This is a genomic window from Halovulum marinum (genome assembly GCF_009697225.1).
Classification (GTDB): Bacteria; Pseudomonadota; Alphaproteobacteria; order Rhodobacterales; family Rhodobacteraceae; genus Halovulum; species Halovulum marinum.
The window spans coordinates 26,678-45,700 of record NZ_WIND01000074.1; the positions used below are offsets into that span (position 1 = coordinate 26,678).

Sequence of the window (19,023 nt, forward strand, 5' to 3'; positions counted from 1 at the left end):
TCAATTCGGGCCGAGCCGGGTTTAAAGATCGCCGCAGACCGAAAGGAACACCGGATGTCCACGCAACAGCTCAACTCCTTCCGCAGCGGCCCCGACGAGCGCGGCCGGTTCGGCAACTTCGGCGGCCGCTTCGTCTCGGAAACGCTGATGCCGCTGATCCTCGACCTCGAGGCGCGCTATGAGCACGCCAAGACCGACGACAGCTTCTGGGCCGAGATGGACCACCTGTGGACCCATTACGTCGGCCGCCCCAGCCCGCTTTACCACGCCGAGCGCCTGACCGAGCGTCTGGGCGGCGCGAAGATCTACCTGAAGCGGGACGAGCTGAACCACACCGGCGCGCACAAGATCAACAACGTGCTGGGGCAGATCCTGCTGGCCCGCCGCATGGGCAAGACCCGGATCATCGCCGAGACCGGCGCCGGCCAGCACGGCGTCGCCACCGCCACCGTCTGCGCCAAGTTCGGCCTGAAATGCGTGGTGTTCATGGGCGCCACCGACGTCGAGCGGCAGAAGCCCAACGTGTTCCGCATGAAGCTGCTGGGCGCCGAGGTGGTGCCGGTCACCGCCGGCCGCGCCACGCTGAAGGACGCGATGAACGAGGCGCTGCGCGACTGGGTGACCAACGTCGAGGACACGTTCTACTGCATCGGCACCGTCGCCGGACCGCACCCCTACCCGGCGATGGTCCGCGACTTCCAGGCGATCATCGGCAAGGAAGTCCGCACCCAGATGGAGGAGGCCGAGGGCCGTCTGCCCGACAGCCTTGTCGCCTGCATCGGCGGCGGCTCGAACGCGATGGGCCTGTTCCACCCGTTCCTCGACGATCCCTCGGTGCGGATCATCGGCGTCGAGGCGGGCGGGCACGGCGTCGACGAGCGGATGGAGCATGCCGCCTCGCTGACCGGCGGCCGGCCCGGCGTGCTGCACGGCAACCGCACCTACCTGCTGCAGGACGACGACGGCCAGATCCTGGAAGGGCACTCGATCTCGGCGGGCCTCGACTATCCCGGCATCGGCCCCGAGCATTCCTGGCTGCACGACATGGGCCGCGTCGAATACGTCTCGGTCACCGACCGCGAGGCGCTGGACGCGTTCAAGCTGAGCTGCGAGACCGAGGGCATCATCCCGGCGCTGGAGCCCAGCCACGCGCTGGCGCACGTGATGAAGCTGGCGCCAACGCTGCCCGGCGACCACCTGCTGGTGATGAACATGTGCGGCCGCGGCGACAAGGACATCTTCACCGTCGCCGAGGCGCTGGGCGTCGAGATGTAAACCGGACCGGCGCTGCGGATTCCGCCGCGACCCGGGCGCGCAGCCCAGTTTTCCCTTTACGTTGCGGCCCGAAAGGCGCATGGACTCGCCTCGGAATGCCGGCGCGGAGTTTCCCCGGCATCACTTTGAGGAATCTGGACATGTCTCAGTTCGAAATTGGCGATATCGTCGTCCTGTCGGCCGGCTCCATGCGCATGGCCGTGGAAGGCGTCGACGAGGGCGTCGTGCACACCGTCTGGTGCCACGAGGGCACGATCGGCCGCGACACCTTTCCCGCGGCGCTGCTGCGCAAGTGGGAACAGCGCGAGGACGACCGCGGCGGCAAGCCCTACGGCGACCGCCCGCGCGGGCCGAAGCCGCAGGGCGACCGCCCGCCGCGCGGCAAGCCCGGCTGGGACGGCAAGCCGCGCGAGAAGAAGTACTTCCGCAAGGACTGACCGCACCGCCGGCTAAACCGCAGTTTACCGCCTTGCCCCGCCGGTTTGTTGCCGGCGGGACCGTTTTGTCGTCAGCTTGGTCTCCGACACCCGCCGTACCGGAGCCTAGGAACCCGCGACCATGCTGCGCCCGTCCGCCCGCACCAAGGCACATCTGGCCGCGCTGAGCCTGCTGCCGCTGTTCGCCGCCGTGCTGCCGGCCCGGGCCGATGACCTGGCGACGGGTCTGGCGATGGGTGCGGTGCTGGAAACCCTGACCGAACAGGGCTTCCGCGACATCCGCGTCGAGTGGTCCCCGCGCGAGGTCACGGTGCTGGCCAGCGGCGGCGGCGTGTCGCGGACGATGATCTACGACGCGGCCACCGGAGAGTTGCTGCGCGACGATCTGGAGGGGACCGAGGACCGGCGCGGCTTTCGCGACCGGCGCCTGAGCGGCGTGCGCAAGGACGCGCACTGACATGGACGGCGGACCGGAAAGAGAGACAAGCATGATCGCAAGCGCAATTCCGTCACTATTGTTGCCGATATTCGGCGCCGTGTTGCTTTGCGCCTCGGCGGGCCGCATGATGGCCGCACGGGTTGCGGCGCCCGAGGCGATGGCGCGCGGCAGCGCCGGCAGGGCTGGGTACGGGTCATGAGCAGGATACGCGAGACGCAGCACGGAAGCCTCGGCAGGCGGCACCTGATCGCCGCCGCGATCGCCGTGGTCGTGGCCGGCCCTGCGGCCGCCCAGGACGCCATGCTGAACAGCATCAGCGACCAGCTCGAAAGCCAGGGCTACCGCATCGAACGCGTGCAGCGCACCTGGCTGGGTCGTATCCGCGTGCTGGCGCGGTCCGACACCCACGAGCGCGAAGTCGTCTTTGTGCCCACCACCGGCGAAGTGCTGCGCGACTACTGGGAGCAGGTCGACGACACGCAGCCGCGCGGCGCCGCCGCCCAGGCAAGGGGCAAGAGCGCGACCGCCGGCAGCAACGGTCGCGGCACGCAGAACGGCAACCGCGGCGGCAATGGCGGCGGGAACGGCGGCAATAACGGTGGCGGGAACGGTGGCGGCAACGGTGGCGGCAACGGCGGCGGGAACGGTGGCGGCAAGAAATGACCCGCTGACGCCCCGGTCCGTGCGCGCGGAATGAGACGCCAGCCGCTGCTGCTGTGGGCGATCGTCGCGATCCAGCTGATCGCCACCACCTTCTTCCTGTGGGATGTCGGCGCCGCCTTCATCGGCCTGCGCAGCACGCCGATCAGCTGGCAGACGCGCGAAATGATCGAGATCGGCGCCGCGCTCGGGCTGGTCCTGGGGTTTGTCGTCGGCCTGCGCGTGCTGATCGTCACCACGCGCCGAAATCGGGCGATGGAGGACCGGCTGCGCGCCGCCTCGACCGCCTTCGCCGAGCTTCTGGAACAGCGTTTCGTCGAATGGCGCCTGACCCCGGCGGAACGCGATGTCGCGTGGTTCACGCTGAAGGGGTTCTCGAACGCCGAGATCGCCGGGCTGCGCGAGACCAGCGAAGGCACGGTGAAGGCGCAGAGCAACGCGATCTTCCGCAAGGCCGGCGTCAGCGGCCGCTCGCAACTGATGGCGCTGTTCCTCGACGATCTGCTGACCGAGGGTCCGATCGCCTCCGACCCGGCCGACCAGGCCGCCGGCGCGGCCTCGCGTCTGGCCTGAGCCGCCCGCCCTTCACGAAGCCGTGATTTTTGCGCCGGCAGTGAAACTGCGGTGTGGGGCCGCCGTTCCTTCGCCTGTCCGCACGAGCAGTGCGGTGCCACAACCGAAGGATATCACCATGACCCATTCCCTGCGCAGCTTCGCCCTTGCCGCCGCCCTGTCGCTGGCCGCCGCCGGCGGCGCCGCCGCGAACCCCGAGGTCGGCGGCGCGCCGATGTTCGCGGACCGCACCATCGTCGACAACGCGGTGAACTCGGCCGATCACGAGACGCTGGTCGCCGCGGTCACCGCCGCGGGCCTGGTCGAGACCCTGTCCGGCCCCGGCCCGTTCACCGTGTTCGCGCCGGTCGACGACGCCTTCGCCGCGCTGCCCGCCGGCACCGTCGAGACCCTGCTCCAGCCCGAGAACAAGGCGCAGCTGACCAAGGTGCTGACCGCGCACGTGGTGCCCGGCACGCTGACCAGGGCCGAGATCGACGCGCAGCTGGCGGCCGGCGGCGGCCGCGCCGAGCTGGTCACCGTCTCGGGCGACGCGCTGGCGATCGAGAAGCGCGGCGGCACCTATTACGTCGTCGACGAGAACGCCAACGGCGCCGCGGTGACCATCGCCGACGTGATGCAGTCGAACGGCGTGATCCACGTCGTCGACAAGGTGCTGCTTCCGAAGTGACGCCGCGTCCGCGGCGCGCCGGCCTGCGGGTCGGCGCGCCGCGATCGCGCGCCGGTCTCAGGCCACCGGCAGACCGGCGCACCGCAGCGCCTCGGCCAGCCCGGCCGGGCCGCTGCCCGGATCGGCGAAGCGGTAGGTCTGCCAGCCGCGCGCGGCGGCGGCCTCGAGGTTGTCGATGCGATCGTCGGTGAAGAAGATCTGCTGCCCCGACAGGCCGGTCGCCTCCTCGACCATCTCGTAGATCCGCGCCTCGGGCTTGATCACGCCCATGTGCCCCGAGATGAAGCGGCGGTCGAACTCGCCCAGCTGCGGGTAGTGGGTTTCGGCGTGGGCGAAGCTGTCGATGCCGAAATTGGACAGCGCGAACACCGGGATGCCGCGGCCGCGCAGGCCGCGCAGGATCTGCCAGCTGGCCTCGATCGGCGGGCTTGCCATCTCGATCCAGCGATCGTGCCACAGGCGGATCAGCGCCTCGTACTCGGGATAGGCCTGGGCGACGCTGTAGACGGTGTCGCGGAACGGCGCGCCGCGGTCGATGCGGTCGTTCATGCCGTGCAGGTCGACGGTGTCGAACAGCCGCTCGCGCGCCGCCCGGTCCGGCATCACCTGGTCGTAGATCCGCTCGGGGTTCCAGGTGATCAGCACGTTGCCGATGTCGAAGATCACGGCTTCGGGGCGGGGCATGGCGGCTCCTCGGGCAGGGGCGGTTGCAGGACGGGACGGATCAGCAGCAGCGGGCTCAGCGCCAGCGGCGCCAGCAGCAGCAGCGCGGCGGGCAGGCCCAGGGCCGATCCGGCGAAGCCGATCAGCGGCGGGCCGATCAGGAAGGCGGAGAAGGCGGTGAAGGCGACGGTGGCGATGCTGTCCTCGACACGGCGGCCGGGGACCGCGGCAGAAAGCGACATCGCCAGCGGATAGACATTGGCGATGCCCAGGCCCAGCACCGCCGCCGCGGGCAGCGCCTGCGGCAGCGTGCGGGCGGTGGCGAAGGCGACCACGCCCGCGCCGGCCAGCAGCGCCGAGCCGACCAGCACCGCCCCGGGGCCGAAGCGCCCGGCCAGCCGGTCGCCGGCCATCCGGCTGCCGGCCATGCTGGATGCGAAGGCGGCGAACACCGCGCCGGCGGGAAGCGCGCCCAGCCCCGCCGCCTCGGCCAGGAACAGCGCCGACCATTCCATCATCGCGCCCTCGATCATCAGCGCGCCGATCGGCAACAGGCACAGCGCCAGCAGCGGCCCGGTCGGCAGCCCGCGGCGCGGCATCGGGCCCGGCGCCGGCGCCACCGGCGCATCGCCGGGCAGCATGCCGGCGATGCGGAACGCCAGGGCCGCGAACACCGGGGTCAGCAGCAGCTGCTGCGCCAGGAAGGGCACCCCCGCCTGTCCCGCGAGCCCGCCCAGCATGGCGCCGGTCATGCCGCCCAAGCTCCAGAACGCGTGGCAGCTGGACATGATGCGGCGGCGCAGCGTGCGCTCGAGCTCGGTCGCCTTGGCGTTCATCGCCACCTCGATCGAGCCCACCGCCAGCCCCGCCGTCAGCAGCGCCGCGCCCAGTTGCACCGCGTCGCGCGCCAGCGCCGGCAGCACGAAGCTCAGGATGAACCCGGCGCCCGCCCAGCGGCAGACCGCGCGGGTTCCATAGCGCGACAGCACCCGCGGCGCGACGACAAAGCCGCACATGGTGCCGACCGGCAGCATGAAGAAGCACAGCGCCAGCGTCATCAGGTCGGCGCCGAGTGCGTCCTTGACGTCGGGAATGCGCGGCAGCCACAGCGCCAGGCCAAGGCCGTTGAGCGCGAACACAAGGCGCAGGGCGAGAAGCGGAGCGATCGGAGGCAAGACAGTCACCCGGTGGGATTTTCGAGCCAACCCCTAGCAGCGGCAGCCGGGAACGCAAGATGCCGATGTCACGGCGCGCCCGATACGGGCCGCCGGGCAACGCCGAAGCGGCGGCGCCCCTACTGGACGACAAACTCGGCATGCAGCGCGCCCGCCGCCTTGATCGCCTTCAGGATGTCGATCATCTCGCGCGGGCTGACGCCGAGCGCGTTCAGCCCCTCGATCACCTCCGGCAGCGACACCGAATCCTCGACCATGGCGAATTCCGGACGCCCGCCGCCCTCTGCGATCTCGAGGTCGGTGCGCGGCAGGACGATGGTCTCGCCCCGCGGCGAGAACGGGTTGGGCTGCACCGCAACCGGCGTCTCGCGGACCCGCAGCGTCAGGTTGCCCTGGGTGACGGCGACGCGGCTGATGCGCACGTCGTTGCCCAGCACGATGGTGCCGGAGCGCTGGTCCACGACCACCCGGGCGCGCTGGTCGGGGCGCACCTCGATATTCTCGATGTCCGCGATCAGCCGCGCGATGTCCGGCGCCTTGCCCATGCCCAGGTCCAGACGGACGGTGCCGCTGTCGACCATGCGCGCGATGCGTCCGGGCATGACCGCGTTGATCGCCGACTCGATCCGCGCGGCGGTGGTGAAATCTGCGTTGCGCAGCGCCAGCCGCATCTCGCGCAGATCTTCCAGCGCGAAGGCGATCTCACGCTCGATCCGCGCGCCCGAGGGGATCGTGCCCGAGGTGGGCACGCCCTCGGTGATGCGTGCGGCCTCGCCCTCGGCCTGCTGCCCGCCGGAGATCACCGAGCCCTGTGCCACCGCATAGATCTGCCCGTCGGCGGCGTTCAGCGGCGTCATGATCAGCGTGCCGCCCATCAGCGAGCTGGCGTCGCCGATGGTCGAGACGGTGACGTCGACCTTCGAGCCCGCGCGCCCGAACGGCGGCATCACCCCGGTGACCAGCACCGCCGCCACGTTGCGGGCGCGGAAATCCTCTCCGGTGACATTGATGCCCAGCCGTTCCAGCAGGTTGACCATCGCCTCTTCGGTGAACGGCGCATTGCGCAGCCCGTCGCCGGTGCCGTTCAGTCCGACCACAAGACCGTACCCGACGAGGTCGTTGCCGCGCACGCCGTCGAACTCGACCAGGTCCTTGATCCGGGCGGCGCCGGCCCGAGACGACGCCGGAACGACGGCGGCCAACGCCAGGCAGACCAGCACGAGCGCATACGCGGCGCGGCCGCCGGCGGATCGGGAAAAGCGGCCGGTCATCGCAGGAAGTTGGTCAGGGTCAGCCCCGACAGCCGCGCAGTTACCGTGTAGAGCGACTGCAGCTGGCCCTCGAGCGCGGCGAAGCGCGTCGCGGCCTCGTACTGGTCGACGCCGACCAGATCGTTGCGGCTGCGCCCCAGCGCGTTGCTCTCGGCCTCGGCCGCGTCGGCGGCATCGGCGATCCGTTGCTGAGCCGAGCCCAGGGCCGCCCGCATCCGGGTCGCGCCATCGCCGGCCGCGAGCAGCACCTGCGCGCCGTCGCCGATCAGCTCCGCCCGGTCCGCCGCGGACGCCGCCTCGGGCGCGGCGGCGATCGTCGCCAGCCCCCTGAGCAGGTCGCGCAGCGCCGTGTCGTCGGCGCGCGGCAGGTAGTCCAGCCGGGCGCCGTCGCCCAGCTCGACCGCGGCGGCGTCGGTGGTTGCGCCGAGATAGATGCCGGTCTCGAACCCGCCGCCCGGGGCGAAATAGCCGTCGATCGCACTGCGCGCCGCGGCCGCGTCGGGCGCCGCCGCCACCAGCGCCGAGATCTCGTCCAGCAGCTGCTGGGACGGCGCCAGCGCCGGCCCGTCCTGCGCCGCTCCGGAGAACAGGCTGCGGCCGCCGAAACTGGAATTCAGCAGGTTGACCACGGTCTCCAGAACGCCGGCGGCGCCGGCCTGGAGCGCCGAGGTGGAGACAGGATCGCCGCGGGAGACCGCGGCGGACAGATCGAGCGCCAGGTTTCCGGCCGCTTCCTGCGCCGTGCCCAGCGCCAGCTGCGCCGCATCGGCGCGCGCCGCCGCCATCGCCAGACCCTGCCCCCGCACCTCGATCCGCTGCAACGCGGCGTCGATGCCGAAGATCGGCGCCAGGTCGCCCCGGGTCGCCGTGCGGACGTCCGCAAGCTGGCCGGTGGCAAGCTCCTTGCCGGCTGCATCGAGCGCGGCCCGCACGCTCCGGTTCTGGTCCTGCAGGCGCAGGGTAGCGGCAAGGTCGGAAAGCGGCAGCGACAGCATGATCAGATCTCCATCAGCGCGCGGATCATGTCGTCGACCTTGGACATGACCATCGCGTTCGCGGCATAGCTGCGCTCGACCAGCAGCAGCCGCTGCATCTGCTGATCGGTGTCGACGCCGGAGGCCGCCGCCTCCTGGTCGCGAAGCGCCGTGGCAAGCGCGGCGTCGTGGCCGCGTTCGACCTCGGCGCTGGACTGTGCGCCCGCGACGCTGCCGGTGAAACCGGCGACGGTCTGCGCGAACGCGCCGGCGGTGGCGAGGCCGAGCGCGGCGTCGGGCGTCCGGCGCTCGGTCATCGCGTCATCGAGGGCGGCGAGCAGCCTGCCGTCGCCCGCCGGACCGGGGGCGGCGGCATAGAGCCCGTCGCGCAGGCGCCAGGAGGCGCCGCCGGCGTCCGGATCGGCCGCGGTATGGACAGCCAGACGGCTCGCCAGGCCGGCCCTGTCACCGGCGATCACGGCAGCGCCGGCACCAGTGAAAAGCCCCGGATCCCCCGGCGCGCGACTGGGGTCGAGCGCCGGGTCCTGGAACCGCAGCACCAGGTCTTCGGCCAGCACGTCCAGCCGGTCGGCGAACTGCGGCAGCGTCGTGTCCCGCAGGGTGAACAGCGCGCCGAGCGAGCCGCCGTCGGCGAGCCCGGTGCCCTGCCCCACGCCGATCGGCCGGCCGTTCAGCGTCAGCCCGGACAGATCGCCGCCGGCCAGCGTCATCGTCTGGCCGATGACCGGCGTCGGCGTGAACCCGAACTCGCCGGCAACACCGTCGAGCAGCGTCGCGCCGCGCCCGGAATAGAGCGCGACGGCGCCGTTTTCGCGCGCCACCTCGCGGATCGGGATGATCGTGTTCACCTCGTCGATCAGGCTCTTGCGGGCGTCGACCAGCGCGCTGGCATCGCCCCCGCCGGTGGCGAGCATCTGGATCTGCCGGTTCAGCGCCTCGATTTCGCGCAGGTTGTCGTTGACCAGCTGCACCTCGGCGGCGATCTCGGCGTCGGCGGTCATCCGCATCGTCTGGACCTCGGTGGACAGGGTCCCGACGGCGTCGGCGAAGCGCACCGCGCTGCGCGCCGCCGAGTCCAGCGCCGTGTCCGACGCCGGATCCGACGCCGCCGCCTGCAGCGCGGTCTCGAGATCCGTCGCCAGCGCCGCCAGCGCCGACGGATCGCCCAGCACCCCCAGCCGGTCGCTGAGCCGCGTGACCGCGTCGAGCGCGGCGTCGCTGGCGGCCAGCCCGGCCTCGGCGATCCGGCGGCCGGCGATCACCGCCGGGTCCCCGGCCAGAACCACGCCCGCCACCCGGACCCCGGCACCGCTGCCACCGACTGTCGCCGCCCCCAGCTCGGCGGAGCGGCGGGTGTAGCCGGGCGTCTGCGCGTTCGCCACGTTGTTGGCGATCAGCTCGGCCTCCAGCGTACTGGCGCGCAGGCCGCTGAGCGCGTTGGTGAGGGCGGTGGAAAGGCTCATCGGTCAGATCCCCGTTCGCAGCGCCGGTCAGCGCTTGAGGTTGGTGGTTTCCTGAAGCATTTCGTCGACGGTCTGGATGATCTTCGCGTTCGAGGAATAGGCCCGCTGGGTCTGGATCAGCTGGGTCAGTTCCTCGGCGATGTCGGCGGTCGATTCCTCGCGGGCGTAGGGCACGATCTCGCCGGTCGGGCCGTCGCCGGCATCCCAGAGGAACAGGTTGCCGCTGTCGGGCGACACCGCGAACGCCTGGTTGTCGAGCGGGGTGAGGCCGTTAAGGTTCGGCACGTCCGCCACCGGCACCTGGTAGATCACCCGGGTGAAGCCCGAATCGTACGCCGCGTGCACGAAGCCGTTGTTGTCGACCGACACCCCGGTCAGCGTGCCCACGGCGGCGCCGTTCCGGGTCACCCCCGCCGGGGCGAACTCGGCCGACAGCTGGGTCAGCACCGAGCGCGAGCCGGGAATGCCAAGCTCCAGGTCGATCGGGCCGCTGGCCACGGCAATGCCGGCAAATCCGGTCGCGGCATCGTAGGTGCCCGTGGTCGGCGTCACGCTCAGCACCTCGCCGCCGTTGCCCGGCGTGTCGTCGAACTCGATGGTGAACTCGCCGACCACCGCCCCGCCCTGCGCCTCGTCGGTGACGGTCAGCGTCCAGGTGTCGGACTGCCCGGCGCCGGGGATCGTGGGGGTGAAGGTCGATACCAGGGTCTGGCTGGCGCCGGTGTTGTCGTAGTACTCGGTGGTGATCTCGAGCGGCGTACCGGAGGCGCCGGCCTGGGTCGCCTCGGCCGGCAGGTTGGCGCCCAGCCGGATCTCGGTCGTCGGCGAGGCCAGGAACTGGTTGGCGTTGGTGACGATCGGCTCCAGCCCGGAGATGCCGTCCCGCGGATAGGCCGGAATGTCGCCGTTCGCATCCGCCGGCCAGCCCATCAGCACCAGCCCGGTCTCGGTCACCAGATAGCCGTCCTGGTTGGGCCGGAACGAGCCGGTGCTGACCAGCTGCAGCGGATGGTTCGCGTCGGGCGTGTCGACGTCGGTCAGCGGCGTGACCGGCAGCATGCCGCGCCCGCCCAGCGCCAGGTCGGTGGCGTTCGAGGTCGGCACCAGCGAGCTTTGCGCATCGACCTCGTGATAGGTGTTGATGGTGACGCCGCCGGCGGAATACTTGCCGGCGCGCTGCGAGATCACCAGCGAGGAAAACTCCACGTCCGAGCGCTTGTAGCCGAAGGTGCTGGCGTTGGCGATGTTGTCGGAAATCGTCGCGAGCTTGCTGGCATTCGAGGCCAGGCCGCTGACGCTGGCCGTAAGGGAAGACGAGATGCTCATACGAACTCCTTTCACATGACGGCGAGTCGGCGCCGCACCGGTGTCACGATCACCCTTGCCCGGCGTGTCTTAACGCCCGGCTAAAGCTAAAATCGGCGCTAATTCGGCGGCTCGACCAGCAGGATCACCTCCAGCCGGCGGTTGCGCAGGTCGCGCGGGTCGGGCCAGGACGGGGCGCGGTCGGCGCGGCCGGCGACGCGCGCGAATCGCTGCGGCGCCACCCCGGCCTCGGCCAGCTGGATCCGCGCGGCGAGGGCGCGGGTGCTGGTCAGCTGCCAGCCGGGCGAGGCCGGGCGGGCCAGCGCGCGCTGCTCCAGGTGGCTGTCCACCGCGATCCGGTTCGACACCTCCGAGACCACCCCGGCGACCAGCGCCATCAGCCCGGCCAGGCGCCGCGTCGGCTGCGCGGTGCCAGAGCCGAACAGCGGCGCGCCCGGCAGCTCGGCCAGCTCGATCACCAGGCCCTCGTCGGTGCGGCGCAGACGGACGTGCTGCAGCAGATCGTCGGCGACCTCGCTTTCGCCGCCCGCCCTGTCCAGCGCCTCGGCCAGGCCCTTCAGCGTCGCCTCGGGCAGGGCATCCTCCTGCGCGCCGGCGGCGGCGCGCTCGGCCGACGGGCGCTTGTCGGTGGCGCCACGGCCGTTCTGCGTCAACGCGTTCTCGGACATCGCGGTGTCGCCGCCGAACGGGCCGTCGCCGCCGCCCGAGGTGCGGTGCACCGGGATCGAGGGGCTGAAATAGTCGGCCAGCCCCTTGCGCTGATCCTCGGTGGTCGCGTTCAGCAGCCACATCAGCAGGAAGAACGCCATCATCGCGGTGACGAAATCGGCATAGGCCACCTTCCAGGCGCCGCCGTGGTGGCCCGCGGCCTTCACCACCTTGCGCCGGATGATGATCGGTCTTGCGCTGTCGTCGGCCATCGACGCCCTCTGTGTTCCGTCCGCCGCCAGTGAACGCGACCGGCGGTTTCGGAACCGTTACCGCCGGAGGACGAAATCCGGGGCATTCGCGCGGGCCGGTTAACCTTTCCTTCAACTCCGTGGAACAAAGTGGCAACCGGAAGACGGAGCGGATGACATGGCCGACGGCGGCGTACTGCAGCGGATGCTTTCGGGGCGGCGGGTCGGCCGCTCGCCGCTGCCCGACCTGGATCTGATCGGCGAGAACTTCGGCCGGCAGATGGAGGACGCGCTGCGCCCGATCCTCAAGACCACGGTCGGCGCGCTGATCCTGGACTGCCAGGTGACCAAGCTGGCCGACGTGCTCGACCGGATCCCGGTGCCGTCGATGCTGGGCGTGATCGAGGCCGAGGGCGCCGACCGCATGGCGCTGGTCAACCTGGGCTCGGACCTTGTCTACCATATCGTCGACATGCGCATGGGCGGCGACGCGACGGTCGCGCCGGCGACCACCACGCGCAGCTTCTCGGCGATCGACACGCAGCTGTGCCGGGATGTCCTCGACGCGGTGCTGGCCAGCTTCTCGCGCGCGGTCGAGGAAAGCCTGGGCGTGCCGCTGGACACGGTGTTCCGCGTCGCCGGCCAGAAACAGGACATCAGCACCGTGCGCATCGCGCCGGCCTCGGCCGACGTTATGCTGATCACCGCCAGCCTCGACATCGGCGAGGCGGCGCGCTCGGGCGAGTTTGACCTGATCGTGCCGCTGTCGATCCTCGACGTGCTGCGGGCCGCGATCCTCGAGGCGGAGACGCTGGAGCCGGCCGCGCCGAACGACCTGTGGGTCAGCCAGATGCGGCGCTGCGCGGCCGAGGCGGAGGTGCCGCTGCACGGCATCCTGCACCGGCTGACGCTGCCGTTGTCGGCGGTCGAGCAGCTGCAGGAAGGTCAGGTCATTCCGATTCCGCGCAACGCGCTTACCCAGGTCGAGATGGTGCAGAGCCTGGGCACCCGGTACCAGGCGACGCTGGCGCACGGCCGGCTGGGAATGTTCGAGGGCGAGAAGGTGATCAAGCTGCTCGACGAGCCCCCGGCGGCGCTGCAGGACAGCATCGCCCGGCTGATCGACGCCGACCGCTAGGTGTGGTTTCTCACCAGGTTGTTCACCGCAGAGAGCGGTGAGAGGCCGTTCGGGGCGGAGTGCGGTCTTGGTCGGTTGAACCAGTCAGGCCATCGCGGCAGGTCGGCATTTCGGGCGGTCGATGTCGGGTGCGCGAGACCGTAGTGCCAATTGCGCAGAAGGGTCTGGATGAACCTCTCTGCCTTGCCGTTGGTCCTGGGGGTGTAGGGCCGGGTGTAGATGTGGCGGATGCCCAGCCACCGCAGCGCCTTGCGGACCCGGCGGAGCGGTAGGCGCTGCCGGTGTCGGTCATGATGCGCTCAGCGCGGATGCCATGCGCGCGGAACCGGCGGAGCGCGCGCATCAGGAAGGCCGAGGTCGTGTCCTTGCGTTCGTCGGGCAAGACCTCGACATAGGCCAGCCGGGTCGCATCATCGACGGCGACATGAACGCGGTCCCAGCCTGCACCGCGATTGCGGCATCCCCTGCGGGTGCCGGACACCCGGTGCCCCGGGCGGTCGAAACGGCCGAGCTTCTTGATGTCCGGGTGGAGCAGTTCGCCGGGCCGGTCGCGCTGGTAGCGCCGCACGGGTTCGGGCGGGTCGTGCCGGGCCAGCGTGCCCAGCCCGGCCCGCGTCAGCCAGCGCGCCACGGTCGCGCGCGGCAAGCCCAGCTTCCCGGCGATGGCCGACGCAGTCAGGCGCAGCCTGCGCCGCATCCAGACGGTCACGGCCACGACGCGATCCGGCAGGCGGCCCGGGCGGCGGGAAGTTGACCCGGATCGGGTCAGGGCGCTGGCTCGTCTTTATCAGACAGAGCGCGTACAATCTTGTCTCGATCTGCGATCTGCAATCGGCGTTCAGCCCCAGGTTCTTCGATAAATTCGGAGAGCGTCTTTTCGAAGTAGTTCGCGATCCTGACGGCGTCGTCCACATTCGGGCGTGCGCCGTCACGGGCCTTCAGCTTCTTGAGCAGGTCCAGAGACACCCCAGCCTTGCGGTGAATGTCTGGCAAAAGGCCGCGCTCGCCTTCGCGCGCGGCCAGCTCCGCTAGAAAAGCCTCCCGGAATTCTTTTGTCATGGCGAATTCATAGGACAGGAGTCTTTAGAATGGAACGGTGTGATTTGGGTCCTCGGCGGCAGTTCGGCGATTGCAGCCTAACCCCGCTTCGGGTGAACAACCTGCCGAGACTTCACAGCTAGGCAGCCGGTCCGGCTGCACCCGATTGCGCCCCGGCGCGGCGCGGCCTACCGTTGCCGCCGAACGGGGAGAGCGCGATGCACGCACGGCCGGCACACGCCAGGAAAGGCGAGCGCACAACTGGCGCGGTCGCCGGCAGTGGGGGGGGTCCTGCGGCGAGCGCCGTCGACGGACCCGCCGGCGACATCCGTGGGCCGGCGCTCCCGAACACCCCCGCCGCCCACCGGCGCGCGGTGCTGGCGGCGCACGTCGTCGCTATCGGCGGTGACCATTGGCGGGCGCGCCCGGCCCGACGTCGGCAAGGGAGGCGGCGATCGGCCGCCGCTGCGGGCGGCGGTGTCGGGACGCCGGCCACCGACGGCGGCAGGTGCGGTACAGGCCGTTGGGCGCGCCTCGGCCGCGCGCGCGGGGTTGTCTCGGCGCTTACACCCCGCGGCCCCGAGCTTTGCAGCGTCCCGGCACCCTTCCCGGCAACCGCGCGCCATGGCTGAACCTGCCGCCCTGCGCGCCGGTGCGCGCAACCTGATCACCGACGTCGCCGGGCTGCGGGTCGGCAACGCGCAGGACGCGCGGCTGAAGTCGGGCGTGACCTGCCTGACCGCGGACGCGCCGTTCGTCGCCGCGGTCGACGTGCGCGGCGGCGCGCCGGGCACGCGCGAGACCGACCTGCTGGCCCCGGACAAGCTGGTGGCGCGGGTCGATGCGCTGGTGCTGGCGGGCGGCTCGGCCTTCGGGCTGGACGCGGCCTCGGGCGTGGTCGCCGCGCTGCGCGCGGCCGGCCGGGGCGTGCGCGCACCGCTTCCGGTGCCGATCGTGCCGGCGGCGATCCTGAACGATCTGGGCAACGGCGGCGACAAGGGCTGGGACGACAGCCCCTACCCCGCGCTGGGCCGCGCCGCCTTCGCGGCGGCGGGCGCGGCGTTCGAGATCGGCACCGCCGGCGCCGGCACGGGGGCGCTGACCGCGCGGCTGAAGAGCGGCCTCGGCTCGGCTTCGGCGGTGCTGCCCTCGGGGGTGAGCGTCGGGGCGCTGGTCGCGGTCAACCCGGTGGGCTGCGTGACCTATCCCGGCAGCCGGGCGTTCCGCGCCTGGGAATGGGAGGTCGGCGACGAGTTCGGCGGCCTCGGCGGCCCCGGCGGCCGCCCGCGCGACCTGCTCGCCGAGGACACCAAGCTGCCAAAACTGGGCGAGGCCACCACCATCGCCATCGTCGCCACCGACGCCGCGCTGGACAAGGCGGGCGCGACCCGGCTGGCGGTCGCCGCGCACGACGGCCTGGCCCGCGCCATCGCGCCCAGCCACACGCCGTTCGACGGCGACCTGGTGTTCGGCGTCTCGACCGGAACCCGCCCGGCGCCGGACCCGACCGGGGTGATGATGCTGGGCCATGCCGCCGCCGTGGTGCTGGCGCGGGCGGTGGCGCGCGGGGTCTACGCCGCGACCCCGGCGCAGGGGGACACGAAACCGGCCTGGTCCGAGCTTTAGGCGCTATCCCGCCTTCGTCAGATCCGGCGCGGCGGCCAGCAGCGCGCGGGTATAGGGATGCTCGGGCGCCTGGAAGACCCGCTCGGTCGCGCCCTGCTCGACGATCCGGCCGGCGCGCATCACCAGCACCCGGTCGGTGATCCGCCGCACCACGTGCAGATCGTGGCTGATGAACAGGTAGGACAGATCGTACGTGTCGGTCAGATCCGCCAGCAGGTCGAGGATCTGCGCCCGCACCTGCACGTCCAGCGCCGAGACCGCCTCGTCCAGCACGATCAGTTCGGGTCGGATGATCAGCGCCCGGGCGATGGCGATGCGCTGCCGCTGCCCGCCCGAGAACTCGTGGATGTACTTGTCCGCGTCGCCGGCGCGCAGCCCCACCGCCTCCAGCGCCTCGGCCACGGCGTGGGCGCGCGCGATGCCGGCGGGCGGCTGATCGAGCAGGTGGAACGGCTCGGTCACCAGCCGCGAGACCCTGTGGCGCGGGTTGAACGAGCCGTAGGGGTCCTGAAACACAACCTGCACCTTCGCCCGCAGCGCGCGTGGCACCGGCCGGTGCGCGTCGACCGCCTGCCCGGCCAGCGCGATACGCCCGCCCTGCACCGGCTCCAGCCCCAGGATCGCGCGGGTCAGCGTGGACTTGCCGCAGCCCGACTCGCCGACAAGGCCCAGGCTCTCGCCACGGTGCAGGGTGAAGCTGACGCCGTCCACCGCACGCTTCGCCGCGCCGCGACGCGCCAGCAGCCCGCCGCCCCGCCCCGGATAGCTGCGCACCACGTCCTGCACCTGCAGCAGCGGCTCGGGCGCGGCGTGCGGCCGGCGCGCGGGCTGGTGCGTCGCGGCCGCGAACAGCGCCCGCGTGTAGGGGTGCCGCATCTCGGCAAACACCTGCGCCGTCGGGCCGGCCTCGACCACCGCACCGCGGCGCATGATCGCCACGCTGTCGGCCACGTTCGCGACCACCCCCAGATCGTGGGTGATGAAGATCGCGCCCATGCCGTCCTCGTCGACCAGCCGGCGGATCAGTGCCAGGATCTGCGCCTGCGTGGTGACGTCCAGCGCGGTGGTCGGCTCGTCGGCGATCAGCAGCCGGGGCCGCCGGGCGATGGCCATGGCGATCACCACCCGCTGCCGCTGCCCGCCGGACAGCTCGTGCGGATAGCGGCCCAAGGGAAACTCCGGCTCGGGCAGGCCGACGCGGTCCAGCACGGCGCGGGCCCGCGCCGCTGCGGTGCGCGCGGACAGCCCGTCGTGCAGCCGCAGCGTCTCGGCCACCTGCGCGCCGATGGTCTGCAGCGGGTTCAGCGCCGTCATCGGCTCCTGGAATACCATGCCGATCCCGGCCCCGCGCACCCGGCCCATCTGCGCCTCGCCGGCCTGCGCCAGGTCCTGCCCGGCGAACAGGATCCGCCCCGACAGGTCCGCCCCGCGCGGCAGCAGCCGCATCACCGAGAAGGCGGTCATCGACTTGCCCGAGCCGCTTTCGCCGATCACCCCCAGGATCCGCCCCGGCGCCACCGCCAGCGACACGCGCTTCAGGATCGGCACGCCGTGGATCGCCAGATCCAGCCCCTCGATGGACAGCAGGCTCACGCGCGCACCCGGCGGATCCGCGGGTCGAGGATGTCGCGCAGCCCGTCGCCCATCAGGTTCAACCCCAGCACGGTCATCACGATCGACAGGCCCGGCACCAGCGCCAGGTGCGGCGCGAAGCTGATCATCGTCTGCGCCTCGGCCAGCATCCGGCCCCAGCTGGGCGTGGGCGGCTGCGCGCCGAGCCCGACATAGCTCAGCCCGGCCTCGGCCAGGATGCCGAGGCTGAACTGGATGGTGCCCTGCACGATCAGCAGGTTGGCGACGTTGGGCAGGATGTGCTCGGCGCTGATCCGGGCGCGGCCCTTGCCGGCGGTGCGGGCGGCGAGGATGAACTCGCGCGTCCACAGGCTCAGCGCCGCGCCGCGGGTGACGCGCGCGAACACCGGCACGTTGAAGATGCCGATGGCGATGATCGCGTTCAGCGCCGAGGGGCCGAACACTGCGGTGATCAGGATCGCGATCAGCAGCGACGGGAACGCGAACACCAGGTCGTTGCCGCGCATGATCGCCTCGTCCAGCAGGCTGCCGCGCGCCGCCGCCGCGGCCAGCCCCAGCGGCACGCCCAGCCCCATGCCGATGCCCACGGCGACCAGCGCCACGGCGATCGACACCCGCGCCCCGACCATCACCATCGACAGCACGTCGCGGCCGAAATGGTCGGTGCCCAGCACATAGCCGTCGCCCGGCGCCTTCAGCCTGTTGGCGATGTCCAGCGCCTCGACGTCGTGCGGCACCCAGACGAACGAGACCAGCGCCGCCAGCATGAACAGCCCGGCCAGAACGCCGCCGATCACCAGCGCCCGCATCAGCCGCGCCTCAGCCGCGGATCGACCGCGGCATAGGCCAGGTCGACCAGGAAGGTGACCGTGATCACCGCGAACACCAGCAGCATCACCACGCCCTCGACCACGATCAGGTCGCGCTGCTGGATCGCCTGGAACACCAGCCGCCCCAGCCCCGGCAGGTAGAACACGTTCTCGATGATGATCGCGCCGGCCAGCAGGAAGCTGAACTGCAGGCCGATGATCGTCAGCACCGGGATCAGCGCATTGCGCAGCGCATGCCGCCGCAGCGCCTGCCCGGGGCTGAGCCCCTTGGCCCGCGCGGTGCGCACGAAATCCTCGCCCAGCGTGTCGATCAGCGCCGAGCGCATGACCCGCGCCAGGATGCTGGCCTGCGGCAGCGCCAGCGCGATCGCCGGCAGCGTCAGGGCCTTCAGGCCGCCCCAGAACCCATTTTCCCATCCCGGAAAACCGCCGGCCGAGAACCAGCCCAGGTTGATCGCGAATACCGCCACCAGGATCATCGCGAACCAGAAGTTCGGCACCGCGATGCCCAGCTGCGTGGTGCCGATCACCGCCATGTCGGCGGCGCTGCCGCGCCGCGCGGCGGCCCAGATCCCCACCGGAAAGGCGATCAGCGTCGACAGCGCCAGCGCGTACAGCGCCAGCGGCAGCGAGACCCACAGCCGGTCGGCGATCATCCCCGCCACCGGCGCGCGGTAGGTGTAAGAGGTGCCGAAATCGCCCTGCAGCATGCCGCCGATCCAGGCGACGTAGCGTTGCGCCGGGGCGCGGTCCAGGCCCAGCTCGGCCCGCAGCGCCTCGACCGCCTCGGGGCGGGCGTTCAGGCCCATCATGTAGGCGGCAGGATCGCCCGGCACGACCTCGAGGCTGAAGAACACCACCAGACTGGCCACCACCAGCGCCAGCGCGAAGGAGATCAGTCGTCTGAAGGCGTAACGGAGCATGAATTTCCGGTGCCGGCGTTGCTGCCGCC

General features: G+C 71.5%; 20 protein-coding genes. 8 read left to right on the top strand and 12 right to left on the bottom strand.

Features of this window, described 5'->3' with window-relative positions:
- Positions 1-54 precede the first annotated feature (54 nt).
- From trpB to GE300_RS22640, 6 genes are all read left to right on the top strand, one after another.
- Positions 55-1,275 carry a tryptophan synthase subunit beta gene (gene trpB / locus GE300_RS22615; RefSeq protein WP_154449813.1) on the top strand — a complete coding sequence of 407 codons (1,221 nt, stop codon included), beginning with the start codon at positions 55-57 and terminating at the stop codon, positions 1,273-1,275.
- 140 nt (positions 1,276-1,415) lie between these two features.
- Positions 1,416-1,712: a hypothetical protein gene (locus GE300_RS22620; RefSeq protein WP_154449814.1), complete on the top strand. Its 297-nt coding sequence runs from the start codon at positions 1,416-1,418 to the stop codon at positions 1,710-1,712.
- 121 nt (positions 1,713-1,833) lie between these two features.
- Entirely contained in the window at positions 1,834-2,169 is a 336-nt protein-coding gene (locus GE300_RS22625; RefSeq protein WP_154449815.1) for a hypothetical protein, read from the top strand.
- A gap of 177 nt (positions 2,170-2,346) precedes the next feature.
- The gene (locus GE300_RS22630) at positions 2,347-2,814 is read left to right on the top strand and encodes a hypothetical protein (protein ID WP_154449816.1); all 468 of its coding nucleotides are present in this window, start codon (positions 2,347-2,349) and stop codon (positions 2,812-2,814) included.
- Between the two features lie 30 nt (positions 2,815-2,844).
- On the top strand, positions 2,845-3,384 hold the full coding sequence (locus GE300_RS22635) for a helix-turn-helix transcriptional regulator (RefSeq protein WP_154449817.1): 540 nt from the start codon (positions 2,845-2,847) through the stop codon (positions 3,382-3,384).
- 118 nt (positions 3,385-3,502) lie between these two features.
- Entirely contained in the window at positions 3,503-4,054 is a 552-nt protein-coding gene (locus GE300_RS22640) for a fasciclin domain-containing protein (RefSeq protein WP_154449818.1), read from the top strand.
- 57 nt (positions 4,055-4,111) lie between these two features.
- Here GE300_RS22640 and GE300_RS22645 read toward each other — a convergent pair whose 3' ends face one another.
- The 7 genes from GE300_RS22645 to GE300_RS22675 form a co-directional block, all read right to left on the bottom strand.
- On the bottom strand, positions 4,112-4,738 hold the full coding sequence (locus tag GE300_RS22645; RefSeq protein WP_154449819.1) for an HAD family hydrolase: 627 nt from the start codon (positions 4,736-4,738) through the stop codon (positions 4,112-4,114).
- Positions 4,717-5,892, bottom strand: coding sequence for an MFS transporter (locus GE300_RS22650; RefSeq protein ID WP_233417337.1), 1,176 nt, complete (start codon positions 5,890-5,892; stop codon positions 4,717-4,719). The genes GE300_RS22645 and GE300_RS22650 overlap by 22 nt, the downstream gene beginning before the upstream one ends.
- A 119-nt stretch (positions 5,893-6,011) precedes the next feature.
- Positions 6,012-7,163 (bottom strand): flagellar basal body P-ring protein FlgI, encoded by a 1,152-nt coding sequence (locus GE300_RS22655; RefSeq protein WP_154449821.1) that lies wholly within the window; start codon positions 7,161-7,163, stop codon positions 6,012-6,014.
- On the bottom strand, positions 7,160-8,158 hold the full coding sequence (locus GE300_RS22660) for a flagellin (protein WP_154449822.1): 999 nt from the start codon (positions 8,156-8,158) through the stop codon (positions 7,160-7,162). Before GE300_RS22660 ends, GE300_RS22655 begins: the two co-directional genes overlap by 4 nt.
- Before the next feature lie 2 nt (positions 8,159-8,160).
- Complete coding sequence (gene flgK, locus GE300_RS22665; protein WP_154449823.1) at positions 8,161-9,621, bottom strand: flagellar hook-associated protein FlgK; 1,461 nt, start codon at positions 9,619-9,621, stop codon at positions 8,161-8,163.
- Positions 9,622-9,648: 27 nt separating this feature from the next.
- The gene (locus tag GE300_RS22670; RefSeq protein ID WP_154449824.1) at positions 9,649-10,947 is read right to left on the bottom strand and encodes a flagellar hook protein FlgE; all 1,299 of its coding nucleotides are present in this window, start codon (positions 10,945-10,947) and stop codon (positions 9,649-9,651) included.
- 98 nt (positions 10,948-11,045) lie between these two features.
- Positions 11,046-11,867, bottom strand: a complete 822-nt coding sequence (locus GE300_RS22675) for a flagellar motor protein MotB (RefSeq protein ID WP_154449825.1) — start codon at positions 11,865-11,867, stop codon at positions 11,046-11,048.
- Positions 11,868-12,024: 157 nt separating this feature from the next.
- Between GE300_RS22675 and GE300_RS22680 the strand changes: the two genes are divergently transcribed.
- Positions 12,025-12,984, top strand: coding sequence for a flagellar motor switch protein FliM (locus GE300_RS22680; protein ID WP_154449826.1), 960 nt, complete (start codon positions 12,025-12,027; stop codon positions 12,982-12,984).
- Here the strand turns inward: GE300_RS22680 and GE300_RS23970 are convergent.
- Both GE300_RS23970 and GE300_RS22690 read right to left on the bottom strand, forming a co-directional pair.
- Positions 12,981-13,229, bottom strand: coding sequence for an integrase core domain-containing protein (locus tag GE300_RS23970; RefSeq protein WP_407647761.1), 249 nt, complete (start codon positions 13,227-13,229; stop codon positions 12,981-12,983). The two genes, GE300_RS22680 and GE300_RS23970, sit on opposite strands and share 4 nt — an antisense overlap.
- Before the next feature lie 520 nt (positions 13,230-13,749).
- Positions 13,750-14,043 carry a hypothetical protein gene (locus tag GE300_RS22690; protein WP_154449828.1) on the bottom strand — a complete coding sequence of 98 codons (294 nt, stop codon included), beginning with the start codon at positions 14,041-14,043 and terminating at the stop codon, positions 13,750-13,752.
- A 621-nt stretch (positions 14,044-14,664) separates the two neighbouring features.
- Between GE300_RS22690 and GE300_RS22695 the strand changes: the two genes are divergently transcribed.
- A complete protein-coding gene (locus GE300_RS22695) occupies positions 14,665-15,648 on the top strand; it encodes a P1 family peptidase (RefSeq protein WP_154449844.1) in 984 nt (327 codons plus the stop codon).
- Positions 15,649-15,651: 3 nt separating this feature from the next.
- Here GE300_RS22695 and GE300_RS22700 read toward each other — a convergent pair whose 3' ends face one another.
- From GE300_RS22700 to GE300_RS22710, 3 genes are read right to left on the bottom strand one after another with little or no spacing between them, the layout of a single operon-like run.
- Positions 15,652-17,241 carry an ABC transporter ATP-binding protein gene (locus GE300_RS22700; protein ID WP_325063378.1) on the bottom strand — a complete coding sequence of 530 codons (1,590 nt, stop codon included), beginning with the start codon at positions 17,239-17,241 and terminating at the stop codon, positions 15,652-15,654.
- Positions 17,238-18,050: an ABC transporter permease gene (locus GE300_RS22705; protein WP_407647760.1), complete on the bottom strand. Its 813-nt coding sequence runs from the start codon at positions 18,048-18,050 to the stop codon at positions 17,238-17,240. Before GE300_RS22705 ends, GE300_RS22700 begins: the two co-directional genes overlap by 4 nt.
- Positions 18,050-18,994, bottom strand: coding sequence for an ABC transporter permease (locus GE300_RS22710; RefSeq protein WP_154449829.1), 945 nt, complete (start codon positions 18,992-18,994; stop codon positions 18,050-18,052). The genes GE300_RS22705 and GE300_RS22710 overlap by 1 nt, the downstream gene beginning before the upstream one ends.
- Positions 18,995-19,023: the final 29 nt, after the last annotated feature.

Bases quoted from the DNA above. Each gene is read 5' to 3' on its own strand.
- GE300_RS22635 (WP_154449817.1), top strand. From the start codon at position 2,845: ATGAGACGCCAGCCGCTGCTGCTGTGGGCGATCGTCGCGATCCAGCTG.
- GE300_RS22620 (WP_154449814.1), top strand. From the start codon at position 1,416: ATGTCTCAGTTCGAAATTGGCGATATCGTCGTCCTGTCGGCCGGCTCC.
- trpB (WP_154449813.1), top strand. From the start codon at position 55: ATGTCCACGCAACAGCTCAACTCCTTCCGCAGCGGCCCCGACGAGCGC.
- GE300_RS22625 (WP_154449815.1), top strand. From the start codon at position 1,834: ATGCTGCGCCCGTCCGCCCGCACCAAGGCACATCTGGCCGCGCTGAGC.
- GE300_RS22660 (WP_154449822.1), bottom strand. From the start codon at position 8,158: ATGCTGTCGCTGCCGCTTTCCGACCTTGCCGCTACCCTGCGCCTGCAG.
- GE300_RS22705 (WP_407647760.1), bottom strand. From the start codon at position 18,050: ATGCGGGCGCTGGTGATCGGCGGCGTTCTGGCCGGGCTGTTCATGCTG.
- GE300_RS22670 (WP_154449824.1), bottom strand. From the start codon at position 10,947: ATGAGCATCTCGTCTTCCCTTACGGCCAGCGTCAGCGGCCTGGCCTCG.
- GE300_RS22680 (WP_154449826.1), top strand. From the start codon at position 12,025: ATGGCCGACGGCGGCGTACTGCAGCGGATGCTTTCGGGGCGGCGGGTC.
- GE300_RS22630 (WP_154449816.1), top strand. From the start codon at position 2,347: ATGAGCAGGATACGCGAGACGCAGCACGGAAGCCTCGGCAGGCGGCAC.
- GE300_RS22640 (WP_154449818.1), top strand. From the start codon at position 3,503: ATGACCCATTCCCTGCGCAGCTTCGCCCTTGCCGCCGCCCTGTCGCTG.
- GE300_RS22690 (WP_154449828.1), bottom strand. From the start codon at position 14,043: ATGACAAAAGAATTCCGGGAGGCTTTTCTAGCGGAGCTGGCCGCGCGC.
- GE300_RS22655 (WP_154449821.1), bottom strand. From the start codon at position 7,163: ATGACCGGCCGCTTTTCCCGATCCGCCGGCGGCCGCGCCGCGTATGCG.
- flgK (WP_154449823.1), bottom strand. From the start codon at position 9,621: ATGAGCCTTTCCACCGCCCTCACCAACGCGCTCAGCGGCCTGCGCGCC.
- GE300_RS22645 (WP_154449819.1), bottom strand. From the start codon at position 4,738: ATGCCCCGCCCCGAAGCCGTGATCTTCGACATCGGCAACGTGCTGATC.
- GE300_RS22675 (WP_154449825.1), bottom strand. From the start codon at position 11,867: ATGGCCGACGACAGCGCAAGACCGATCATCATCCGGCGCAAGGTGGTG.
- GE300_RS22710 (WP_154449829.1), bottom strand. From the start codon at position 18,994: ATGCTCCGTTACGCCTTCAGACGACTGATCTCCTTCGCGCTGGCGCTG.